This is a genomic window from Flavicella marina (genome assembly GCF_009193215.1).
Lineage (GTDB): Bacteria > Bacteroidota > Bacteroidia > Flavobacteriales > Flavobacteriaceae > Flavicella > Flavicella marina.
The window spans coordinates 208,256-228,858 of sequence record NZ_VYVA01000003.1; the positions used below are offsets into that span (position 1 = coordinate 208,256).

Consider the following 20,603-nt stretch of genomic DNA (forward strand, 5'->3'; position numbering starts at 1 on the left):
CCCCTACAGAAATACAAGATTCTAAGAATTAGAAGGATATGTTGAATTATGAATAAGAATAAAAAAATTTATGTAGCCGGGCATAGAGGAATGGTCGGAAGTGCAATTTGTCGTGTACTCGAAACCAAAGGGTATACGAATATTGTAAAGAAAACAAGTAAAGAGTTAGATTTACGAGATGCAACAGCGGTAAAAAACTTTTTTGAACTAGAAAATCCAGATGTTGTAATTGATGCTGCAGCAAGAGTTGGTGGGATATTGGCAAATAACAATTACCCTTACCAGTTTTTGATGGAAAACATGCAGATTCAAAATAACCTAATCGATAGTGCTTTGGCAATAGATGTCGAGAAATTCATTTTCTTAGGAAGTTCTTGTATCTATCCGAAATTTGCACCACAGCCGTTAAAAGAAGAATACCTGTTAACCGATTCATTAGAGCCGACAAACGAATGGTATGCCTTGGCGAAAATAAGCGGAGTAAAAGCCTGTGAAGCTATTCGCAAGCAGTTTGGTAAAGATTATGTTTCGTTGATGCCTACCAATTTATATGGTACACATGATAATTTTGATTTGAAAACATCACACGTTTTACCTGCTATGATTCGAAAATTTCACGAAGCCAAACTGAACAATGCGCCTGTCGAACTATGGGGTAGTGGTACACCAATGCGTGAGTTTTTATTTGTAGATGATATGGCAAAATCTGTTGTTTTTGCCTTAGAAAATGTGTTGCCAGATTATTTGTATAATGTAGGTACAGGTACGGATGTAACCATCAAAGAACTAGCAGAAACGATTCAACGAATCGTTGGGCATACAGGTGAGATTGTATGGGACAGTTCTAAGCCAGATGGTACACCAAGAAAATTGATGGATATTTCTAAAATGCATGACTTAGGTTGGAAACACCAAATAGCCTTGGAAGAAGGAATCCAAAAAACATACAATTGGTTTATAGAAAATCAAGAGGTGTTTAAAGAAGTGAAGCTATAAATTATCTAAGGCTGAGCGGGTCGAAAAAGTAGAATAGATACGTACACTGAGCCTGTCGAAGTGTACATGAAAATAAGATAGGAAACGTACACTGAGTGGACAGTGAGTTTGTCGAACTGTTTGTCGAACTGCCTGTCGAAAGATAAAAAGATAGAATATAATGTACACTGAGCTTGTCGAAGTGTAAGGGGAATTAATATAGGCTGAGCAATAGGAAGTTGCACGAACTAAGAGTGAGGCCATCGAGAATAGAAATAAGTACACTTCGACAAGCTCAGTGTACGACGGTATAATAAATGAATACTGAGCAGTAGGGGGTAAAACCAACTACAAGTCGAAGTCTAAAGTAATAATAAAAGAAAATGGAAAAACGTAAAGTTGCATTAATAACGGGTATCACGGGGCAAGATGGTTCTTATTTAGCAGAATTGTTGTTAGAAAAAGGATACATGGTACATGGTATCAAAAGAAGATCTTCATTATTCAATACGGATAGAATCGATCATTTGTACCAAGATCCTCACGATCCAGATCAAAGACTGAAATTGCATTATGGAGATCTAACTGATTCAATGAACCTAACACGTATCATCCAAGAATCACAACCGGATGAAATTTACAATTTAGGAGCCATGTCACATGTAAAAGTGTCTTTTGATTCTCCTGAATATGTTGGAAATGTAGATGGTTTGGGAACGTTGAGAATTTTAGAAGCAGTTCGTATTTTAGGTTTGGAAAAGAAAACAAGAATTTATCAGGCTTCTACTTCTGAATTGTATGGTGGTATGCCAGAGAATAAAAACGAAAGAGGTTTTTATGATGAAAATTCTCCTTTCTACCCGCGTTCACCTTATGGTGTAGCAAAAATATACGGTTTTTGGATTACAAAAAACTACCGTGAGGCATACGATATGTATGCGTGTAACGGAATACTATTCAATCATGAATCTCCGAGAAGAGGAGAAACTTTCGTGACACGTAAAATTACACGTGCTGTTGCAAAAATCGCCATGGGACTGCAAGAAAAAGTTTTTCTAGGGAACTTAGAAGCGAAACGTGACTGGGGACATGCCAAAGATTATGTACGTATGATGTGGATGATTTTACAGGCAGATAAACCAGAAGACTGGGTCATTGCTACGGGTGTTACTACTACAGTTCGTGATTTTGTACGTATGGCTTTTCAAGAGGTAGGGATTGAACTAGAATTCAAAGGAACCGGTGTGGACGAAAAAGCATTTGTAACCGCTTGTAACAGTAAAGATTTTCAAGTAGAAATCGGTAAAGAAGTTTTGTCTATTGACCCTTCTTATTTCCGTCCGACTGAAGTAGATTTGTTAATAGGAGATCCTACAAAAGCCAAAGAAAAATTGGGTTGGGTGCCGGAATACGATTTAAAAGCCTTGGTACAAGATATGATGCAAGGGGATGTAGCTTTGATGAAAAAGGATGTGGATTTGCTAAAAGCAGGGCACGAGATATTAAAACAGGCGGAGTAACGATTATTACGTAGTTGAAAGATTTTTTATAACAATTTTAATATGTGAATTATGAGAGTTGCGTGTTTTATACCTATTAAAGCTTTTAGTGAACGAGTAAAAGGTAAGAATTTTCGAAAAATAGGAGGAAAACCCTTGTTTGAAATTATTATTGATAAGGCTTTAGAGGCAGGTTGCTTTGATGATGTTTTTGTAGATACTAATAGTGATGAGATATCAGATTATGCGATTTCAAATGGAGCTTCTGTAATACCTAGAAAAGAAGAATTGGCATTAAATTCTGCAAATGGAAATGATTTATTACTTCATCACAGGTATTTAAAACCAAATTATGATTACTATTTTCAATTATTTGCCACAGCTCCATTAATGAAAGTTGATACGATTAAAAAGTGTGTTAACAGTCTTATTTCTACGAGTACACATGATTCAGTTTTTACAGCATTGAAGCATAACGGATTTTTTTGGTGGAACAGCCAGCCAGTAAATTATCAACCTGTAGTGTTGCCTCGAAGTCAAGATTTGGTTCCTGTTGTTGAAGAAACAACGGCTATTTATGGTATAAAAAAAGACACTTTGACTAGGTATCACTCAAGAATAGGAGCAACTCCTTTGATCATTGAAGTTGCTAAAGCAGAGGCGATTGATCTTAATGTTGAAGAAGATTTTGATTATGCGAATTGGTTAGTAGAACGAGGGATAGCTAAAATATAGATTTATGTTTAAAGAGAATCTAGTTGTTTTCGTTAAAAAACAAACTGATAGAATAGAGATTGATTCTATAATAAATGCTTTTGATATAAATAGAGTATTTGTGTTTTTTAGTGAGACTTCAGATAGAATTAGTTTAGAGGATATTAAGAAGTGGGATATTGTAAAAGATGAAACTGATATTTTTTCGATAAATCTATCAAGTATTAGTTTAGCAGAGTTTGTCAAAACAATTAAAAATTTAAACTCTAAATATATTGCATTGCCCATAGGACACCATAAGCTTTTCTATTGGACGTTTTTATTTTTAAATAAGAGGAGATATTTAAGAATTCAAATCTCAGATGGGTTTATTGATGCATATCCCTTATTTGAGTCGATACTGGGTGCTAGATTTCGAAATTTTTTTGGTTTACTGAAATCGTTTATCATGTTTCCTGTTTTGTATTTCGCGAAAGCAGATTTGTGTTTTTTTCAATTATACCCTTTAAAAAGTTGTTATTCAAAATCAACATTACCAATAATTGATGTTGTAAATAAAATGAATTTGAACGTTGAAGAATCCATTAGTAATTTGATCATACCTTCTTCAAGTATTTCTATTAATAAAATAATTGAAGTTTTTGGTGAAATGGATTATATTTCTACTAGTAAACATAAAGAAATAAATATATCGGGAAAAGTTAATTCTTTAGACACTTTTATTACTGCGGAAGATGTTATAAATAACTATCAAGGCTTAGAAAAAATTATAAGTACACTTTCAACAGTAGTTATTTATTCTGCTATTAAACGACCAGATTTAGAAGTTGTTTGTTGTTTAGATGGGACAATGAATAAAATTTACGGAAAAACATACGAATACTCATTCCAGAAATTATGTAAGACAATTAATGTAAAGGTTATTAGGTTAAACTAGAATGTAGGTTTAATTCAAGTTAATCTGATTTGAGATAGTTATTGAAAGTGTTTATTTTAGTTAATGAGAGAAAAAAATTTTAAGAAGAATTTGTTTTTAGGTTTTGTTTGGACGGCATTTCAAACTGTTGGGACAAAAATAATATCATTGGTAGCTCAGGTGTTTTTAGCTTGGTTATTGGTGCCTGAAGACTTTGGTAAAATTTCTATAGCTACTTCTATTACTGGGATTATTTTTATGATTCAAAATTTTGGTTTATCAGATGTTTTGGTTAGTAGGGGTAAAATGTTTGATAAGATATATGATTTGACTAAATCTATTTCTGCTCTGACAGCGATAGTTTGTTTTCTTATTTTTTGTATCGTAGGGTTTGTTGCAGGAGCTGTATATGATGACTCTGTGATAAAGAATTTGATATTGTTATTTTCCATTGTTATCCCCTTTAATACCATGTCAGTTGTTTCTGACGCCAAGTTAAGAATAGATTTAAGATTTAAAGAATTATCAATTGTCCGTGTATGTGAATTTTTTCTTTCACAAATAACTATCATATTATTTGTATTACTAGACTTCGGTGTTTATAGTTTTGTTTTAGGCCCTATATTGAGTTCAATCATAAGATATTTTTGGTTGGTTAAATTAGCTCATATTTCCCACAGCTTTAAACCAACATTTCATCATTGGACATATTTGTTTTCAAATAGTTTTTATGGTTTCGTACATAGTGTCTGTCAAACAATAATTCGGCAGTCAGATTACTTGATTTTGGCATTGTTTGTGTCACAAACTGAAGTAGGTATTTATTTTATGGCTTATAGTTTAAGTGTTCAGGTAATTGGGGTTTTAGTGGGGTCTTTATCACCTGTGTTATTCCCTACCTTGATGAAAATTCCGTTGCAAGAAAAGGATAGGATTAAATCAGTATTATTGAAGATTACGGGTGTGTTTGCGATGTTGGGTATGCCTTTTGCGTTTTGGCAGGCAAGTGTCGTAAAACCATTAATATTAATTTTTTTCGAAGAAAAATGGTATGATACCATTTTACTTGTTCAAATTTTATCTATCGGAATAGGTTTTAATGTGGTTTCTGCTTTATGGGCTCCAGCATTAAGAATCCAATCTTTATTTAAGGTTCAAATGAAATTTTCAATTATATCGATGATAGTATTTATAGTTCTAATAACTCCTTTAAGTTATTGGTTCTCAAGTATAGGTTTAGCAATTGCTGTTTCTGTTTATTATATGATTTTAAGCCCGGTTTTATTATATTTTTCTTTTAGAAAATTTGATGTAAGTTTGATACAGGTATATACTTCGGTTTTAAAATATTTTGTAATGGGTGCTATGGTTTTTGGAACCCTATATTATTTAAATGAGATTTTTAATTCTACCTTAATGGTGCAATTAATTGTTCTCGGATTTGCAGCTCCGAGTCTGTATTTTTTCTTTCTCTGGAGATTTGACAAAAATTTTGATAATGTCTTAAAAGAATTAACTTTACTAAGACCAAAGAATGAAAAATAGAATTATAATATCAACAGGGCAAGGGAGATTGCATTTAATTGAAAGTGCGAAAGCAATTAAAAATGCTGGTTTTGAGGTAAAAGTAATAACTGGGTGGATACCTGCAAAAATAGTACCAGATAGTATTATTAATTTCCTAGGGGAAATTTCAGGTAATAAAAACTTATTATATGGTTTGCGTAAAAGAGAACCAAAAGAACTAAATAGAAAAAGTTTATATAGTCATTCTTTTTCTGAATTTGTATACCAGTTACTATTGATTTCTGCTAGATTTGGTTTGTTAAGTAAAGATTGGGCTGTAAAAGTAGGTTGGCAGATTTTTGGAATAAGTTCAAAAAAAGATATAAAAGAAGCAGAGGTGTTTCATGTACGGAGTGGTGCTGGTAATTCTGGAGCAATTTCTAGAGCAAAAGAGCATGGAATGTTTGTAGTTGTAGATCATAGTGCAGCTCATCCGAAAGAAATTCATAAACAATTATCAAAAATATATAGATCTGAAGAAATTCCAATTCATCCGGATATGGGCTTGTGGAAATTGGTGATGGATGATTGTAAAGAAGCAGATGTATTGTTAGTAAATTCTGATTATGTAAAATCTACTTTTCTAAAACACGGATTTTGCGATGAAAAAATATCGGTTGTTCCTTTAGGTATTAGAAGAGATTTTTTGTACCTAAAAAAGAATTATACTATTGATGGTAAATTAAAACTACTATACACAGGTAGTGTTAGAAAATGGAAAGGAGTCCATTTACTAATCGAAGTAGCAAAACAATTATTTTCTAATGGGATTCTGTTTGAATTTAATTTTGTTGGTAGTATTTCTAATGAGATCGAAATACCTGAAGAGTTACAAAATTTAAATCTTTTAAGGTTTCATGGCCACGTGGCTCAGGATGCATTGAAGAGTTATTTAAAAGATGCTGATATTTATGTGTTTCCTTCTTATTGCGAAGGTGCTGCTCAATCTCTTAAAGAAGCAATGTCTGCAGGCTTGCCTGTCATTGCTACAAACGAAAGTGGAGCTCCTATAAAAAATGGAGAAAATGGAATAATCGTAAAAGATAATTGCGTTAAATCAATATATGACGCCGTAATTAGTCTTTCTCATGATGAATCTTTTCGAAGAGAAATTGGTAAAAATGCAGCAGAAACAATAAAGAAAGGACATTCATGGGATAATTATGGAGAATCTGTCGTGTCTCTTTATCGAAAATATTTAGGTTATGAAGTCTAAACGTAATAATAAAGACATTTTTTTAATGTTTTTATCAGGTTTAACAAGTCAAGTTTACATAAACTTGATAGGTAGATTGATGTTATCTGAGTTGTTGGCTGTGTTTTTTTTTCCTTTGTTTAATTTATCAACACTGCTAAAATCATATCCAACTCTTCGAAAGGTTTTAAAAGGGTTAATGTTCTTGCTGTTAGTCCAGATATTAAGTGATGTTTATAATGAAACGGAATTGTCAAATGCCTTACGTGGTTGTTTCGTAATAGTTTTTTCTATGATTTCAGTGGTTTTTTTTGTTAAGTGTTTTGGTAACGAAAAATCAGTAATTACATACTTGTTTAGTTTGTTTGTAATACAATTGTTATTTGGAAAAGTTAATTTAGATGTTTCTGTTTTAGAGGAGAATTCTAATTTCTTTAAAACAAGATTTGTAGGGTTTATTAATATGTTTTTAATGATTGTGAGTTATTACTTATATAAAAAAAGGCTAAAAAGAATAGTACCATTAATTTTTATTATTTATTCAATAATTTGTTTGGTATTAGATGCAAGGTCTAATGGGCTTATATTTTTTATATCGACATTGTTTTTGGTGATAAAAAACAGGAGAATAAAATTCAATGGGATGAAATATATAGTGTTGTTTATAATATCATCTGTTGTATTTTATTTGTCATATATTAGCTATGTAAATAAAGTTTTAAGTAATAGTATTGGAGGTAGCAATGCATCAATTCAAATGAATGCGATGAACAATCCATACAATCCTTTTGAGCTCTTGTATATGGGAAGAAAAGAAGCTTTTATTGCTTTTCAAGCAATATTAGATAAACCAGTTATGGGACATGGTTCGTGGGCTGAAGATAAAGAAGGAAGGTATAGTAATATGATAAATTCTATAGCAGGTAGAAATCACGTCGTTGAGTCTGAATATATTCCTAATCATTCTGTTTTGCTTGGGGCATGGTTGTTTTCAGGGATTTTAGGTTTCTTTGCAATTGTGTATATATTTTCAAGTTTATTTAAAGTGTATTTTAAGATATTTAAAAGATATTATGAATACCCCGTTTTCCCTATAATCACTTTTACTACTGCTAATATGATGTGGGCTGTTATGTTTTCTCCTTTCGGGTTGTTAAGAACAACATTCCCTTTATTTGCATCACTGTTAATAGTGTATAATGAAAAATATAAATTATCCAAAGAGTATGAATAATAAACCCTTATTTTCAATAGTTATTGCGAATTATAATCACGGTAGCTTTATTGAGCAAGCAATACAGTCGGTATTATGTCAATCGTATAAAAATTATGAGTTAATTGTGGTCGATGGTAATAGTTCAGATAGTAGTGTTGAAATTATAAAAAAATATGATGATAATATTTCATGGTGGGTTTCTGAGCCTGATTCTGGACAAAGTGAAGCTTTTAATAAAGGCTTTAAGATGGCAAAAGGGAAATATTTTTTTTGGTTAAATGCTGATGATGTATTAATTAATGGAGCTTTACAAAGTGCAGCAAATTATTTAAAGACTCGTCCTAAAGTTGAGTGGATATCTGCAAATACAGTTTTTTTTGATGTAACGGGAAAGATTACTAAATGCACAAATGGTCCAAGCTGGTCAGATTTTTTATTTAAAAATGCACCGTTACTTATTTATGGTCCAACATCTATATTCAGTAGAGAAATATTTATTGAAACAGGTGGTTTTGATGAAAGTTTGCATTTCGGAATGGATACAGATTTATGGTTGCGGTTTAAATGTAAGGGATACAGATTTGAAAAAATAAAAAAATATTTTTGGGGATTTAGAATACATCAGGATTCTAAAACATCTCACTCTTTTTCAGAAGTTCCTTCTGAGGAGTATAGGTCAGAAAGACAGGTTGTTATGCTTAAAAACTCATTGAGTTATTCAGATGTAAAATTAATCTTTCAAAAAATACATAAGTTGACTAGTGGGTTATATTTAAAATCTTTTTTTGCTACTAAAAAATACAGTGGGAAAAATATTAAAAATGTTCAGTTTTGAAAATATCCAATATAGTTTCAAGTATTGACCTAGAGTCAGGTGGCCCTTCAAGAAGTGTTACTCACTTGATTAAGTATCTCTTAGCGAATAAAGATTGTTTTGTAGAGCTACATACTTTAGAGTCGGACAACCCGGTAATTAGAAGTTTTGAAGAAGTGAATGCTAGACTTTCTTTTTACCCTAGTTCATTATTAGGGGTTTCAAAAAAATTAAAAGATAAGTTGATAAATTTAGATGTTGATATATTTCATGGTCACGGTTTATGGGAAATGCCAGTAAATCAGATGTCTAATATTGCACGGAAAAGAGGAATACCATATATAATAACACCAAGAGGTATGCTTGAATCATGGTCTCTAAGTCAGGGTAAAATAAAGAAGCAATTAGCTTTAAGTCTATTTCAATATAATGATTTGAAAAATGCTGTATGTCTCCACGCAACAGCTCCTATGGAGGTTGAAAGTATCCGTCAACTAGGCTTGAAGAACCCTATTGCAATGATTCCAAATGGTATTCAGCTAGAAGAATTTTCTGTGATTCCTCCTCAAAAATCAATAGTAAAGAAAAAAATACTGTTTTTATCAAGAATTCATGTAAAAAAAGGAATAGAAAATTTAATTGATGCTTGGTTGTTAATTGATGATGAATTGAGAAAGGATTGGTGTATTGATATAATTGGAAATGGAGAGGTGCAGTATATTGAATCTTTAAGATTAAAAATCAAAAAAGGTGAATTAGATGACCAAATTTTTATAAAATCTCCAGTTTTTGATAAAGATAAAATAGATGTATTTCGAGAGGCTAATTTGTTTGTATTACCTACCTACAGCGAAAATTTTGGAATTGTTATAGCAGAAGCCTTAGCAAGTTATACACCTGTAATAACAACAAAAGGAGCTCCTTGGGAAGATTTAAATAAAAATAATTGCGGATGGTGGATAGATCTTGGAGTTGAACCATTAAAACAAGCACTTGTAAATGCTTTGGAAACGGATCAAAAAAAGTTAAATGAAATGGGGGTAAATGGTAGAAGTTTGATAGAAAAAAAGTATAGCATGCAATCTATTGCCAAACAAATGGTAGAACTCTATAATTGGGTTTTGAAAACTGGCCCAAAACCTAAATTTGTCGAGTATTATGACTAAGGTTGACTTGTCCACATATAAGAATGAATTTGGAAGACTCAATCAGATGAAACGTATGGTTTGGAGTATGGTGTGGCTGTTATTGGCTAGACCTTTGCCTAGAAGTTTGGGGAATCGATGGAAATTGTTTTTATTGCGTATGTTTGGAGCTAAAGTAAATAGAACATCGGTGGTGTATTCATCGGTAAAAATATATGCACCTTGGAACCTAGAAATGCATGAGTATGCTTGCCTAGCACCAGAAGTAGATTGTTACAATGTAGATAAAGTAATTGTTGGTGCCCATGTAACCGTTTCTCAAAAATCATACTTATGTACTGCTTCACATGATATTACCAAGAGTTATAATCCATTAGTAACAGCTCCAATTAAGATTCAACAACAGGCTTGGGTTGGTGCCGCTGCTTATATTGGTATGGGTGTCACAATTGGTGAAGGTGCAGTAGTGGGGGCTCGAGCTTCTGTTTTCAAAGATGTTGAACCGTGGACAATTGTTGGAGGAAATCCCGCAAGGTTTATAAAAAATCGAGTGATTAATGAATGAAAAAATATCATTAACAGCTATAATTTTAACATATAATGAGGAAATTCATTTGCAACGCTGTTTAGATTCTTTGAAATATATTTGCGAAAAAATTATTGTTGTAGATTCGTTTTCAAATGATGAAACTAAAAACATAGCAGTAAGGAATAAAGTTGAGTTTTATCAAAACCCTTGGAAAAATCATGCAGTACAATTCAATTGGGCTTTAGATAATTGTAACATTTCAACTGATTGGGTGATTCGAGTTGATGCGGACGAATACTTGTTACCAAACTTAATTAAAGAATTAGAACTAAAATTAATTAGTTTAGATAACGATGTCAATGGTGTTGAAGTCTATTTGAAACGTGTGTTTATGGGGAAACATATGAAACACGGTTTAGGTAGCATAAAGATGATGCGTATTTTTCGTTTTGGAAAAGCACGAATTGAAAATCGATGGATGGATGAACACGCCGTTTTAACAGAGGGAGATTCCATCGTGTTTAATGGTGAGTTTGCTGATGATAACTTGAATACGATTTCCTGGTGGACAACGAAACACAATTCATATTCAATTCGTGAGGCGATTGAGTTGTTAGACATTGAATTCGATTTGTTGGGGGGTGATAAGAAAACAAATCTTACGGTTCAAGCTCAGAGAAAAAGAGATCTAAAACTGAAATATGTTAAAAGCCCTTTGTTCATTAGAAGTTTTTTCTATTTTATTTATCGCTATATAATTAGGATGGGATTCAGAGACGGAAAAGAAGGTTTTTTATGGCATTTTTTACAAGGTTGGTGGTATAGAACGTTGGTAGATGCAAAAATATTTGAAATCAAGAAAGCTTGTGGTTCTGATGTTAGTTTGATGAAGGATTATATAAAAAAGAATTATAAAATTGAATTGGACTAAACCCATGAAAATCTCAATTATCACAGTTTGTTACAACAGTGAAAAAACGATAGAAAAAACGTTTTTATCTGTAAAAAATCAGTCGTACAAACATATTGAATATATTGTAGTAGACGGAGGTTCAACAGATGGTACTCTTGATCTGATTAAAAAATACAAGGATACAGTAACAAACTGGGTGTCAGAAGCTGATAATGGTTTGTATGATGCCATGAACAAAGGAATTCAGATGGCGACAGGAGATCTGGTAGGTATTGTAAATTCTGATGATACTTTTTTCAATAATCAAGTACTTGAAAATATTGCTACTTTTCATTTGCAAAACGATATAGATGCATCGGTTGGCAATATTGTACAACACAACGAATTTGGTAAAATAGTTCGAAAATACAGTGCAAAGCAATGGTTCCCTGAAAAACTAAAAATAGGATTTATGCCTGCGCACCCGGCAATATTTTTTAAAAGAGAACTTTTTGCAAAATATGGGGTGTACCAGTTAGATTTTAAAATCGGTGCAGATTATGAGTTAATCACTCGTTTTTTTCTGAAAGAAAAAATTATTTGGAAATATTCTGGTATTACAACACATGCCATGCTAATAGGTGGAGTAAGTAGTTCAGGATTCTCTAGTTATAAATTAATTACCAAAGAAATAGCCAAAGCATTGAATAGGAACAATATTGAATTTTCCTATACAAAGGTGTTTTTGCGCGGTTTTTGGAAGCTGATAGGTTTTTTGAAGCGCTAATACATCATCCTAAAATCATTTCACAATCTTTTAGAACAATCATCTCAATCGTAAATGCACAGCACTAAATCTGGAATGACTAACTCTTCCGTCATAAAACTTGCAATCGAGGGTCAGATTTTTGAAGAAGGTTCAAAAAGAAATACTGTTTAAGTGAAACGAGTTCTTTTCTTTTAACCTTCAAAAAAGAATCAGACCGATGAAAGTTTAAGACTAGCTTTTTTGTTTCTTTTTCAGCAATGGAAAAAGAAAATAGATAAACTAATTTTATAAAGCTAACACGAATTCATTTCAGTGCCTTTTCATTGGAATTACAGCTACTCCATCAAGTTTAGTATGTGGAATCGTAAAAGCATAATTCCACATAGAACAGTAGGCTGAGCCAGCCGAAGTCTACAGTAATGGTCATTCCACCATCATTCATTCCAGGGTCTGTTAGAATTGAAACCTCAATCTTAAAGATTCTGAACCAAATTGGGGATGACTAACTCTTCTGTCATAAAACTTGCAATCGAGCGTCAGATTTTTGAAGAAGGCTCAAAAAGAAATGCTGTTTGAGTGAAACGAGTTCTTTTCTTTTGGCCTTCAAAAAAGAATCAGACCGATGAAAGTTTAAGACTAGCTTTTTTGTTTCTTTTTCAGCAATGGAAAAAGAAAATAGATAAAACGAATTTAATCATACTGACTCGAATTCATTTCAGAATCTTTTCATTGGAATCACAGCTACTCAATCAGGTTCAGCATAACGATGTGTCAGCCTAATTTTACATATGTCCGTAGACTGAGCTAGTCGAAGTCTACGATATGTTGGAAATCACTTTCAAATAGTATTTCCAAAAACACAGCTACTAAATCAAGTTCAGCATAACGATGTGTCAGCCTAATTTTACATATCCCTGTAGACTGAGCCTGTCGAAGTCTAAGGTGTATTGTAAATCTCTGTAATATATTTGATAATAAAAAAAGCTTCTGAATCTAGATTAACATGACCTTGTTTTATCTCGTGTATAAAAACGTATCTTTGGCAAAAATTATCAATGAAAAATATTGCAATCACAGGTGTTACTGGTTTTGTAGGGCAAAACCTTTCCAACTATTTAAGCGATTTTTTGATTCATGGAATTTCAAGAAAGAAAACCGAACAGTGTATTTCTTATGAAGAATTATCAACGGAAAACCTCAATGAATTTGATGTCTTTGTTCATCTTGCCGGGAAAGCACACGATTTAAAAAAAACGAGTCAAGACCAAGATTATTTTGAGGTAAATACAGAACTAACCAAAAGGCTCTTCAATCAGTTTCTAGAAAGTTCATGTAAAACTTTTATTTATATGAGTTCTGTGAAAGCTGCTGCTGATGAGGTACAAGGTTTTCTAGATGAAAATTGCATTCCAAATCCAGTTACAGTATATGGTAAATCTAAATTAGATGCTGAAACATATATTTTAGGCAAAAAAATGCCTAAAGACAAAAGAGTGTATATACTCCGACCATGTATGATTCATGGTCCTGGTAACAAAGGAAATTTAAATGTTTTGTACAGTTTTGTGGAAAAAGGAATTCCGTATCCATTTGGGAAATATGTGAATCAACGTTCATTTTTATCAGTTGAAAATTTATGTTTTGTCATAAAAGAGCTCATTGAAAATAAAAATATTCCATCTGGAGTGTACCATGTAGCTGATGACGAAACTGTTTCGACCAATGAGTTGGTGCAAATTATTGGAAAGACGATTCGAAAATCAGCAAAAATAATAAACCTTCCGAAATTTTTGGTAAATGTTCTTGCTGCTGTTGGAGATATTATACCACTACCGATCAATTCAGAAAGAGTGCAAAAACTAACTGAGAATTATTGTGTTTCCAATACCAAAATTAAAAAAGCCATTGGGAAAGAATTTCCCCTTTCTGCAAAAGAAGGAATTGAGCGGACTATTAAATCATTTATACAACCTAAGTAAGTTAAAAGCAATATTACCCTAAATTCAACCTGTCATCGTGAAGATATTTCAGGAGGCTTTTCATTGGAATCACAGCTACTCAATCAAGTTTAGCATAACGAAGTGTCAGGCTAATATTACAAATGTCCGTAGGCTGAGCCAGTCGAAGTCTACGATATGTTCGAAATCACAGTCAAATAGTATTTCCAAAAACAGAGCTACTCAATCAAGTCTAGCATGACGTTGTTTCAATTCATTTCATCACCTTGAACTTGTTTCAGAGTCTGTTAGAACAATTAACTCAATCTTAAAGTTTCCGAACTAAATCCGGAATGAGAATTTCTTCTGTCATAAAACTTGCAATCGAGTGTCGGAATTTTGCAGAAGTCAAAAAAAGAAAAGCTGTTAGAGTGAAACGAGTTCTTTTCTTTTGGCTTCAAAAAAGAATCAGACCGATGAAAGTTTAAGACTAGCTTTTTTGTTTCTTTTTCAGCAATGGAAAAAGAAAAGAAATATAACTTGTCGAAATGTAGTTTAGTTCATATCAAAGTTACAATCAGACTCTATTGTAGTCATGACTTACGTCTATCTAGGCAGTAGCAAAATCAACACGATAGCGACAAAAACAATCATTGTAAACAGCCTAGCTATTACATATTCTTAAACGAAAATTATTTAGGTTCAATGCAAATGATTATTTTTGCTTGTTTACTTAAATAAATAACAAATAATGTGGGAATTACCAATAGTATCACTAAGTTTAATCATACTGTCAATAGGGTATTTAAAGCTTGCTGATCACTTTAATATTATTGACAAACCCAACCAACGGAGTTCTCATACAGTGCCAACAATACGAGGTGGTGGAATCCTTTTTTTATTTGCATTGTGGCTGTTTTTCATAAAAGATTTTAGTTATCCTTATATGATTTTAGGTGCTACAATTATTGCAATTGTAAGTTTTGTTGATGATATAAAAACGTTGAGTTCAAATTTTCGTTTGCCATTTCAATTTTTAGCTATGGCGCTGGTGTTGGTCGAATTGCAATTTGATGCTTTTCTTTGGGTGTTGCCTCTTTTAATAGCAATGGTCGCATTTATGAACATTTATAACTTTATGGATGGTATCAATGGGATTACCGTAAGTTATAGTTTGGCGATCATATTAAGTGTTTTATGCATTAATAATCGGGAACAATTGATTCGTCAAGATTTGTTGTATTACCTGTTGATCTCACTCATAGTTTTTGGGTTTTATAACTTTAGAAAAAAGGCACGTTTTTTTGCAGGGGATATTGGTAGTATCACCATCGCTGTAGTGATTTCGTTTTTGATTCTTACTTATATGGTTGGTTTTTCTACACCAATTTTCTTATTGTGGTTTGCCGTGTATGGTGTTGATGGTTGCTTGACTGTTTTTTATAGAAAGCTAATTGGTGAGAAAATTACGGAACCGCATAGAAAACACATCTATCAAAAATTGGTAGATGTATACAAAACACCTCATTTAACGATTTCGTTGATTTATGGTGTAGGTCAGTTGCTCATTGGCGGTATTGTGTTTCTTGTGTATCGAGAATCTATTACTTTGCAAATAGCTGTTTTGGTTGGTGTATTGTTGGTTCTTGTGGCTTGTTATGTTATTCTTTTTAAAAGAATTGAATCCGCAAAAAAAACGCGTATAGATGCATAGATATAAAGTGCCATTAACTGTTGCTGAAATTCAAGGTGATGAATTAAAAAACATCCAAATTGCAATGGAACAAGGCATGTTTGCTACTTCCGGGGATTACATCAATAAGTTTGAAGATCTCGTTGCATCGTATTTAAGGAACGATTCTTGTGTAGCAGCTTTGAATTCGGGAACTTCATGTTTGCATATGGCACTGGTAATGGCGGGAATTGAAAAGGGAGATGAGGTATTGTGTCAATCATTTACGTTTTCAGCTTCTGTAAACCCAATTATATATCAAGGGGCAATCCCTGTTTTTGTTGATAGTGAAAGAGATACGTGGAATCTCTGTCCTGTTTTGTTAGAGACAGCAATTAAAGACAGAATAGCAAATGGCAAAAAACCAAAGGTCATGGTTGTGGTACATGCATATGGAAGACCCGCAAAAATGAAAGAAATTTTGCGAATTGTAGAAAAATACAATATCTTACTTGTCGAAGATGCAGCTGCTGCCTTAGGGTCAAAGTATTTTGATAAAACTTGCGGAACCTTGGGCGATTTTGGAGTTGTTTCCTTCAATGGAAATAAAATTATAACGACTTCAGCAGGAGGCGTTTTGATAACAAAAGATAAAAAAATAAAAAAACACGCGGTTTCCTTAGCAACACAGGCTAGAGAATTGAAGCCGCATTATGAATATAATGAAGTAGGGTACAATTATAGAATGACAAACATTGCTGCAGCGATAGGGGTATCACAGATGCAGTTACTTGATGAAAGGCTAAAAGAAAGAAAACGAATTTATGAAACTTATAAAAGTGAATTAGGGCGGGTAGCTGGTATTTCTTTTGTGAATGAAATCGAGGAGGTGTCTTCTAATCATTGGATGAGCTGTGTGCTTTGTAGTTCCAAAGAACATAGAGAATACATCAGACGATTTTTAGAAGAACGAGGTATTGAATCACGTCCTGTATGGAAACCTTTGCATGAACAGAAAGTTTATGCTGAATATCCGTCCTATGTAAATGGAAACGCAAAATGGCTTTTCGAAAGAGGTTTGATGCTGCCTATTGGACCAAATTTAACAGTAGATGATCAAATGTTTGTGATTGATGCTATTAAGAATACCAGACCTTGTTCAGTTTAGTACGAATAAGTGAATGAAATACAATAACCAATTAAAAAAACACAAAGGAAAATTTTCTATGTTTTCAAACATAGGGTCTCTATTTTCAATAAAGTCAATTGACATGTTATTGGGAATTTGGGTAATTCCGTTTTTGATAAAGAAAATAGGATGGGAGCAATATGGAGTGTTTGCAATGTCGCTCGCTTTGTCAATGTTCTTTGTGAATTTGTTGAATTACGGATTTAACCTATCTGCAGTGAGGGCTGTTGCGAAATCGAAAACAGACCTGAAACAAATCAATACCATTTTCAATAAAGTCTTCTCTGTAAAGTTGTTTTTACTGTTAGTACTTACTATGTTTTATTTCCTTTTGATTTACGCATTCCCTCAATTTGGCGAGCACTTAAAACTATACAAATATGGTTTTTTACTCGTAGTTGGAGATTTTTTTTCACTTCGATGGTTTTTTATGGGGCAAGAACGAATGAAGTTTATGGCACTGATTCATTTAGCCGGAGCAATTATCTATGCTTTTCTTGTGTATCTCAATATTGAAACCCCTGAAGATTATTATAAAATTCCATTGTATATAGCTGTGGGAATGTTTTTTACGTCTTTTGTGTCGTTTATCTGGGTAATAAAGAGTTATAAAATAGCAATTCGATTGTTGTCTTTGAATAAGGTGTTGTTTTACCTAAAATACAATTTTAGTTCATTTGTTAATTTACTGCTACCTTCAACCTATGGAACCGTCTTGGTGCTTATCGTTGGATGGCTAGGAACTCCAGTACAAGTAAGTTTGATTCATGTTGGGGTAAAATATACAGCGGCATTTTCTACATTGAACAATATCTTAACGAATGTGTTTTATCCTATTGCTAGCAGAACTCAAAAGAAGATAAAGGCAATCAGAAAATCTTTGATAATTTCAGGGGTAATTATGAGTTTGTTAATGTTTCTGTCGGCAAACTTTCTAGTTGAATTTTGGCTGAAATCTGAAAAAGGAATTGAATTACAACAAATAATCATTCAATTGGAATACTTAAGTGTCGTTCCTGTATTGATGGCAGTCATTTCAAGCTATGGAGTCAATGGTCTTCATGTAAATTATAGGGATACAACTTATGGAAAAATCACATTGGTGGCTTCCGTAATCATGGTTCTTTTTGCTTTTTGGTTGGTTCCGACTACTGATTTTATGGGAGGAGCGTTTGCGTTTATTATTGGTCGAATTATTGCTGCTCGGTTGTGTTATGTGTATCACTTGAAATATAATTTAGGTGGATAAGTTACTTAGAGTTTTTTTAGGAATGTCGGTTTTTTTGTCGATGATTACCTATACTTACAACGCTGATTCTTCCAACGTGTTTTTGGCACGAATGACCCTTTCAGATATTTTCGGTGGAATGTCGATTGTTTTATTTTTTCTTGGGAAATGGAATAAGGGGTTTGACTTGAGGCGCATTCCGAAAGAATATTATATAACATTTGGAATGTTGATTTTTATCAGTTCGTCGATAATCACATCTCTCTCAAAGAAAGAAACGGTCAAAGAAATGCTTATTCTCTTCTACCTAGTAATCTATTCCTATGTTTTATTTGATGTCTATAAAAAAAGAATATTTGAGCTCTTTAGAATAATTGCGCTTACTTGTCTTTGTTTTTCTATGGTAGCAATCTACGATTTGATAGCTGTGAATCTAAATTGGTTTACAGTTTTTCCAAACCCTAGTAAAATTGTAGGTGGGTCAAGTTTTAGGTATTTTGGTCAGGCTGCAAATTATGCTTTTACGATGTTGTGTGTTTTGATTCCCTATTATCTGTCTGAGATTGCTAAATATGGATCTGCCGAAGATAAAAGAATTTATACAGGTGCCATTGTTGCAACACTATTATTGATGTTCTCTACGGGAAGAATATCCGTGTTAATTTCGTTTTTTATTTCTGTATTGTTTTATGTGGTTTTGTTTTTCAGGGATCATAAGAAAGAAATTTTTACGTTTTTTGGAGTTGTAGTAGTGTTTTTAGTACTCGTTTTTCTTTTTTTTCCTGATATAATTGAAAATACGATACTTCGATTTCAACTTAGAATATCAAATCGAATTGAGGGTCATTTGGGGTCAGAATTTTTTGTTGATAATATAAAAGGTGCGTTACAGGCTTTTATGGATAATCCTATTTTGGGAAGTGGTTTGGGAGCTTTTGTTGGAGTTTATTCGATATATGAAATTCATGGAACTTATTTTAAAATTGTCGGTGAAACAGGGTTGGTTGGCGTTGTAGGATATCTGTTTTTTTTAGGAATGTTTTTGAAGTTGTGTTTGAAAATTAAGACACTATTCTTTAAGTATTTTTTTCCTTTTTTATTTGGGAGTATTATGTGTTGGGGGTACAATTATCATTTGAGAAAGAAAGAGTTTTGGTTGTTTTTTACAGTGGTATTGATTTTAAATTATTTGCAAAAGAATGAAAAGGAAACAAAAATCTAAACGCTTATTATTTGTTGTGAATGTCGATTGGATTTTTGTGTCACATCGATTGTCGATTGCTGAAGCTGCATTAGAAGCTGGATATGAAGTCTTCGTGGCTTCAAAAGATACGGGCAAGGCAAATGAAATACGGAATAGAGGAGTTAAATTTATAGAGTTGTCAATTTCAAGATCTGGGACAAATCCGCTAAAAGAATTGTATTTGTGTTATGAACTCTTAAGGATGTATAAAAATTTGAAGCCCGATATTGTACATCATACAACCTTAAAACCTGTTATTTATGGGTCTATACTAACTCGATTGTTAAAAATTAAAACCATCAATGCAATCAGTGGTTTGGGCTATAGTTTTACAGATGGGAGACGTGGTAGAGTCCAAGAAACAATGATCACATTAATGCGTTTTGGTTTTCGAAACCCAATGGCACATTTTATTTTTCAGAATCAAGAAGATTTTGAGGAGTTGTTGAGCTTAAACATCGTTTCGAATACTACAAAAAAAACTTTTATCAAAGGGGTTGGAGTGAATTTAGAAAGGTACGCCAACCTACCAGTAAATAAATCTAATGTAGTAAAAGTTGTCCTTCCTTCAAGGATGTTGTGGGATAAGGGTGTCAAGGAATTTGTTGAAGCAGCAAAAAATTTATATCCAGAATTTGTGTCAAAAGTAAGGTTTGTGTTATATGGTAAATCCGATAAAGACAATCCTAAAGGAGTTCCTGAAACTTATTTAAAATCAAATCAAATTCATGAATACCTTATATGGGAAGGATATCAAGAAGATAATATAAATATGTATGCTGGTGTGGATATTGTAGTATTGCCTTCTTATAGAGAGGGAATGCCAAAAGTATTGTTGGAGGCTTGTGCTGCGGCAATCCCTATTGTAACAACAGACGCCATTGGATGTCGCGATTGTGTAGAAGAGGGTAAGAATGGTTTGAAAGTTGCCGTGAAATCTATTGATGAATTGGCATTAGCAATCAAGACGTTGATAGAGTCTAAGAGTATGAGACAAAGAATGGGAATCAAAGGAAGAGAAAAAGCTTTGATTGAGTTTGATATAAATGAGGTGATTTCAAAACATCTAGAACTGTACAAGCAATTGTTGCATAAATAGTAGAA

18 protein-coding genes are annotated in these 20,603 nt (G+C 32.8%); all 18 read left to right on the forward strand.

Going from position 1 to position 20,603, the window contains the following annotated elements:
- Positions 1 to 48: 48 nt before the first annotated feature.
- The 18 genes from F6P99_RS07885 to F6P99_RS07970 all read left to right on the forward strand — a co-directional run bounded on the left by F6P99_RS07885 (position 49) and on the right by F6P99_RS07970 (position 20,598).
- Positions 49 to 996: a GDP-L-fucose synthase family protein gene (locus tag F6P99_RS07885; RefSeq protein ID WP_152286926.1), complete on the forward strand. Its 948-nt coding sequence runs from the start codon at positions 49 to 51 to the stop codon at positions 994 to 996.
- Between the two features lie 362 nt (positions 997 to 1,358).
- Entirely contained in the window at positions 1,359 to 2,495 is a 1,137-nt protein-coding gene (gene gmd, locus F6P99_RS07890) for a GDP-mannose 4,6-dehydratase (protein WP_152286927.1), read from the forward strand.
- Positions 2,496 to 2,546: 51 nt separating this feature from the next.
- Positions 2,547 to 3,209: an acylneuraminate cytidylyltransferase family protein gene (locus F6P99_RS07895; RefSeq protein WP_152286928.1), complete on the forward strand. Its 663-nt coding sequence runs from the start codon at positions 2,547 to 2,549 to the stop codon at positions 3,207 to 3,209.
- 4 nt (positions 3,210 to 3,213) lie between these two features.
- A complete protein-coding gene (locus F6P99_RS07900) occupies positions 3,214 to 4,125 on the forward strand; it encodes a hypothetical protein (protein ID WP_152286929.1) in 912 nt (303 codons plus the stop codon).
- A gap of 90 nt (positions 4,126 to 4,215) precedes the next feature.
- Complete coding sequence (locus F6P99_RS07905) at positions 4,216 to 5,649, forward strand: oligosaccharide flippase family protein (RefSeq protein WP_193316032.1); 1,434 nt, start codon at positions 4,216 to 4,218, stop codon at positions 5,647 to 5,649.
- Complete coding sequence (locus F6P99_RS07910; RefSeq protein WP_152286931.1) at positions 5,639 to 6,886, forward strand: glycosyltransferase family 4 protein; 1,248 nt, start codon at positions 5,639 to 5,641, stop codon at positions 6,884 to 6,886. Before F6P99_RS07905 ends, F6P99_RS07910 begins: the two co-directional genes overlap by 11 nt.
- Complete coding sequence (locus F6P99_RS07915; protein WP_152286932.1) at positions 6,876 to 8,099, forward strand: hypothetical protein; 1,224 nt, start codon at positions 6,876 to 6,878, stop codon at positions 8,097 to 8,099. The genes F6P99_RS07910 and F6P99_RS07915 overlap by 11 nt, the downstream gene beginning before the upstream one ends.
- Positions 8,065 to 8,916, forward strand: coding sequence for a glycosyltransferase family 2 protein (locus F6P99_RS07920; RefSeq protein ID WP_152286933.1), 852 nt, complete (start codon positions 8,065 to 8,067; stop codon positions 8,914 to 8,916). The genes F6P99_RS07915 and F6P99_RS07920 overlap by 35 nt, the downstream gene beginning before the upstream one ends.
- The gene (locus tag F6P99_RS07925; protein WP_152286934.1) at positions 8,913 to 10,061 is read left to right on the forward strand and encodes a glycosyltransferase; all 1,149 of its coding nucleotides are present in this window, start codon (positions 8,913 to 8,915) and stop codon (positions 10,059 to 10,061) included. Before F6P99_RS07920 ends, F6P99_RS07925 begins: the two co-directional genes overlap by 4 nt.
- On the forward strand, positions 10,054 to 10,605 hold the full coding sequence (locus tag F6P99_RS07930; RefSeq protein ID WP_152286935.1) for an LbetaH domain-containing protein: 552 nt from the start codon (positions 10,054 to 10,056) through the stop codon (positions 10,603 to 10,605). The genes F6P99_RS07925 and F6P99_RS07930 overlap by 8 nt, the downstream gene beginning before the upstream one ends.
- Positions 10,598 to 11,500 (forward strand): glycosyltransferase family 2 protein, encoded by a 903-nt coding sequence (locus F6P99_RS07935; RefSeq protein WP_152286936.1) that lies wholly within the window; start codon positions 10,598 to 10,600, stop codon positions 11,498 to 11,500. Before F6P99_RS07930 ends, F6P99_RS07935 begins: the two co-directional genes overlap by 8 nt.
- Positions 11,501 to 11,504: 4 nt before the next feature.
- On the forward strand, positions 11,505 to 12,248 hold the full coding sequence (locus tag F6P99_RS07940) for a glycosyltransferase family 2 protein (protein WP_152286937.1): 744 nt from the start codon (positions 11,505 to 11,507) through the stop codon (positions 12,246 to 12,248).
- Between the two features lie 1,037 nt (positions 12,249 to 13,285).
- Positions 13,286 to 14,209: an NAD-dependent epimerase/dehydratase family protein gene (locus F6P99_RS07945; protein WP_152286938.1), complete on the forward strand. Its 924-nt coding sequence runs from the start codon at positions 13,286 to 13,288 to the stop codon at positions 14,207 to 14,209.
- 709 nt (positions 14,210 to 14,918) lie between these two features.
- A complete protein-coding gene (locus F6P99_RS07950; protein WP_152286939.1) occupies positions 14,919 to 15,881 on the forward strand; it encodes an MraY family glycosyltransferase in 963 nt (320 codons plus the stop codon).
- Positions 15,874 to 17,007: a DegT/DnrJ/EryC1/StrS family aminotransferase gene (locus F6P99_RS07955; protein WP_152286940.1), complete on the forward strand. Its 1,134-nt coding sequence runs from the start codon at positions 15,874 to 15,876 to the stop codon at positions 17,005 to 17,007. The genes F6P99_RS07950 and F6P99_RS07955 overlap by 8 nt, the downstream gene beginning before the upstream one ends.
- A 58-nt stretch (positions 17,008 to 17,065) precedes the next feature.
- Positions 17,066 to 18,277 carry an oligosaccharide flippase family protein gene (locus F6P99_RS07960; protein ID WP_226913052.1) on the forward strand — a complete coding sequence of 404 codons (1,212 nt, stop codon included), beginning with the start codon at positions 17,066 to 17,068 and terminating at the stop codon, positions 18,275 to 18,277.
- Entirely contained in the window at positions 18,270 to 19,478 is a 1,209-nt protein-coding gene (locus F6P99_RS07965; protein WP_152286942.1) for an O-antigen ligase family protein, read from the forward strand. The genes F6P99_RS07960 and F6P99_RS07965 overlap by 8 nt, the downstream gene beginning before the upstream one ends.
- The gene (locus F6P99_RS07970; RefSeq protein WP_152286943.1) at positions 19,456 to 20,598 is read left to right on the forward strand and encodes a glycosyltransferase family 4 protein; all 1,143 of its coding nucleotides are present in this window, start codon (positions 19,456 to 19,458) and stop codon (positions 20,596 to 20,598) included. The genes F6P99_RS07965 and F6P99_RS07970 overlap by 23 nt, the downstream gene beginning before the upstream one ends.
- Positions 20,599 to 20,603 lie beyond the last annotated feature (5 nt).

Coding starts and splice junctions, on each gene's coding strand:
- F6P99_RS07885 (WP_152286926.1), top strand. CDS start 49: ATGAATAAGAATAAAAAAATTTATGTAGCCGGGCATAGAGGAATGGTC.
- gmd (WP_152286927.1), top strand. CDS start 1,359: ATGGAAAAACGTAAAGTTGCATTAATAACGGGTATCACGGGGCAAGAT.
- F6P99_RS07895 (WP_152286928.1), top strand. CDS start 2,547: ATGAGAGTTGCGTGTTTTATACCTATTAAAGCTTTTAGTGAACGAGTA.
- F6P99_RS07900 (WP_152286929.1), top strand. CDS start 3,214: ATGTTTAAAGAGAATCTAGTTGTTTTCGTTAAAAAACAAACTGATAGA.
- F6P99_RS07910 (WP_152286931.1), top strand. CDS start 5,639: ATGAAAAATAGAATTATAATATCAACAGGGCAAGGGAGATTGCATTTA.
- F6P99_RS07915 (WP_152286932.1), top strand. CDS start 6,876: ATGAAGTCTAAACGTAATAATAAAGACATTTTTTTAATGTTTTTATCA.
- F6P99_RS07920 (WP_152286933.1), top strand. CDS start 8,065: ATGAAAAATATAAATTATCCAAAGAGTATGAATAATAAACCCTTATTT.
- F6P99_RS07930 (WP_152286935.1), top strand. CDS start 10,054: ATGACTAAGGTTGACTTGTCCACATATAAGAATGAATTTGGAAGACTC.
- F6P99_RS07935 (WP_152286936.1), top strand. CDS start 10,598: ATGAATGAAAAAATATCATTAACAGCTATAATTTTAACATATAATGAG.
- F6P99_RS07940 (WP_152286937.1), top strand. CDS start 11,505: ATGAAAATCTCAATTATCACAGTTTGTTACAACAGTGAAAAAACGATA.
- F6P99_RS07945 (WP_152286938.1), top strand. CDS start 13,286: ATGAAAAATATTGCAATCACAGGTGTTACTGGTTTTGTAGGGCAAAAC.
- F6P99_RS07950 (WP_152286939.1), top strand. CDS start 14,919: ATGTGGGAATTACCAATAGTATCACTAAGTTTAATCATACTGTCAATA.
- F6P99_RS07955 (WP_152286940.1), top strand. CDS start 15,874: ATGCATAGATATAAAGTGCCATTAACTGTTGCTGAAATTCAAGGTGAT.
- F6P99_RS07960 (WP_226913052.1), top strand. CDS start 17,066: ATGTTTTCAAACATAGGGTCTCTATTTTCAATAAAGTCAATTGACATG.
- F6P99_RS07970 (WP_152286943.1), top strand. CDS start 19,456: ATGAAAAGGAAACAAAAATCTAAACGCTTATTATTTGTTGTGAATGTC.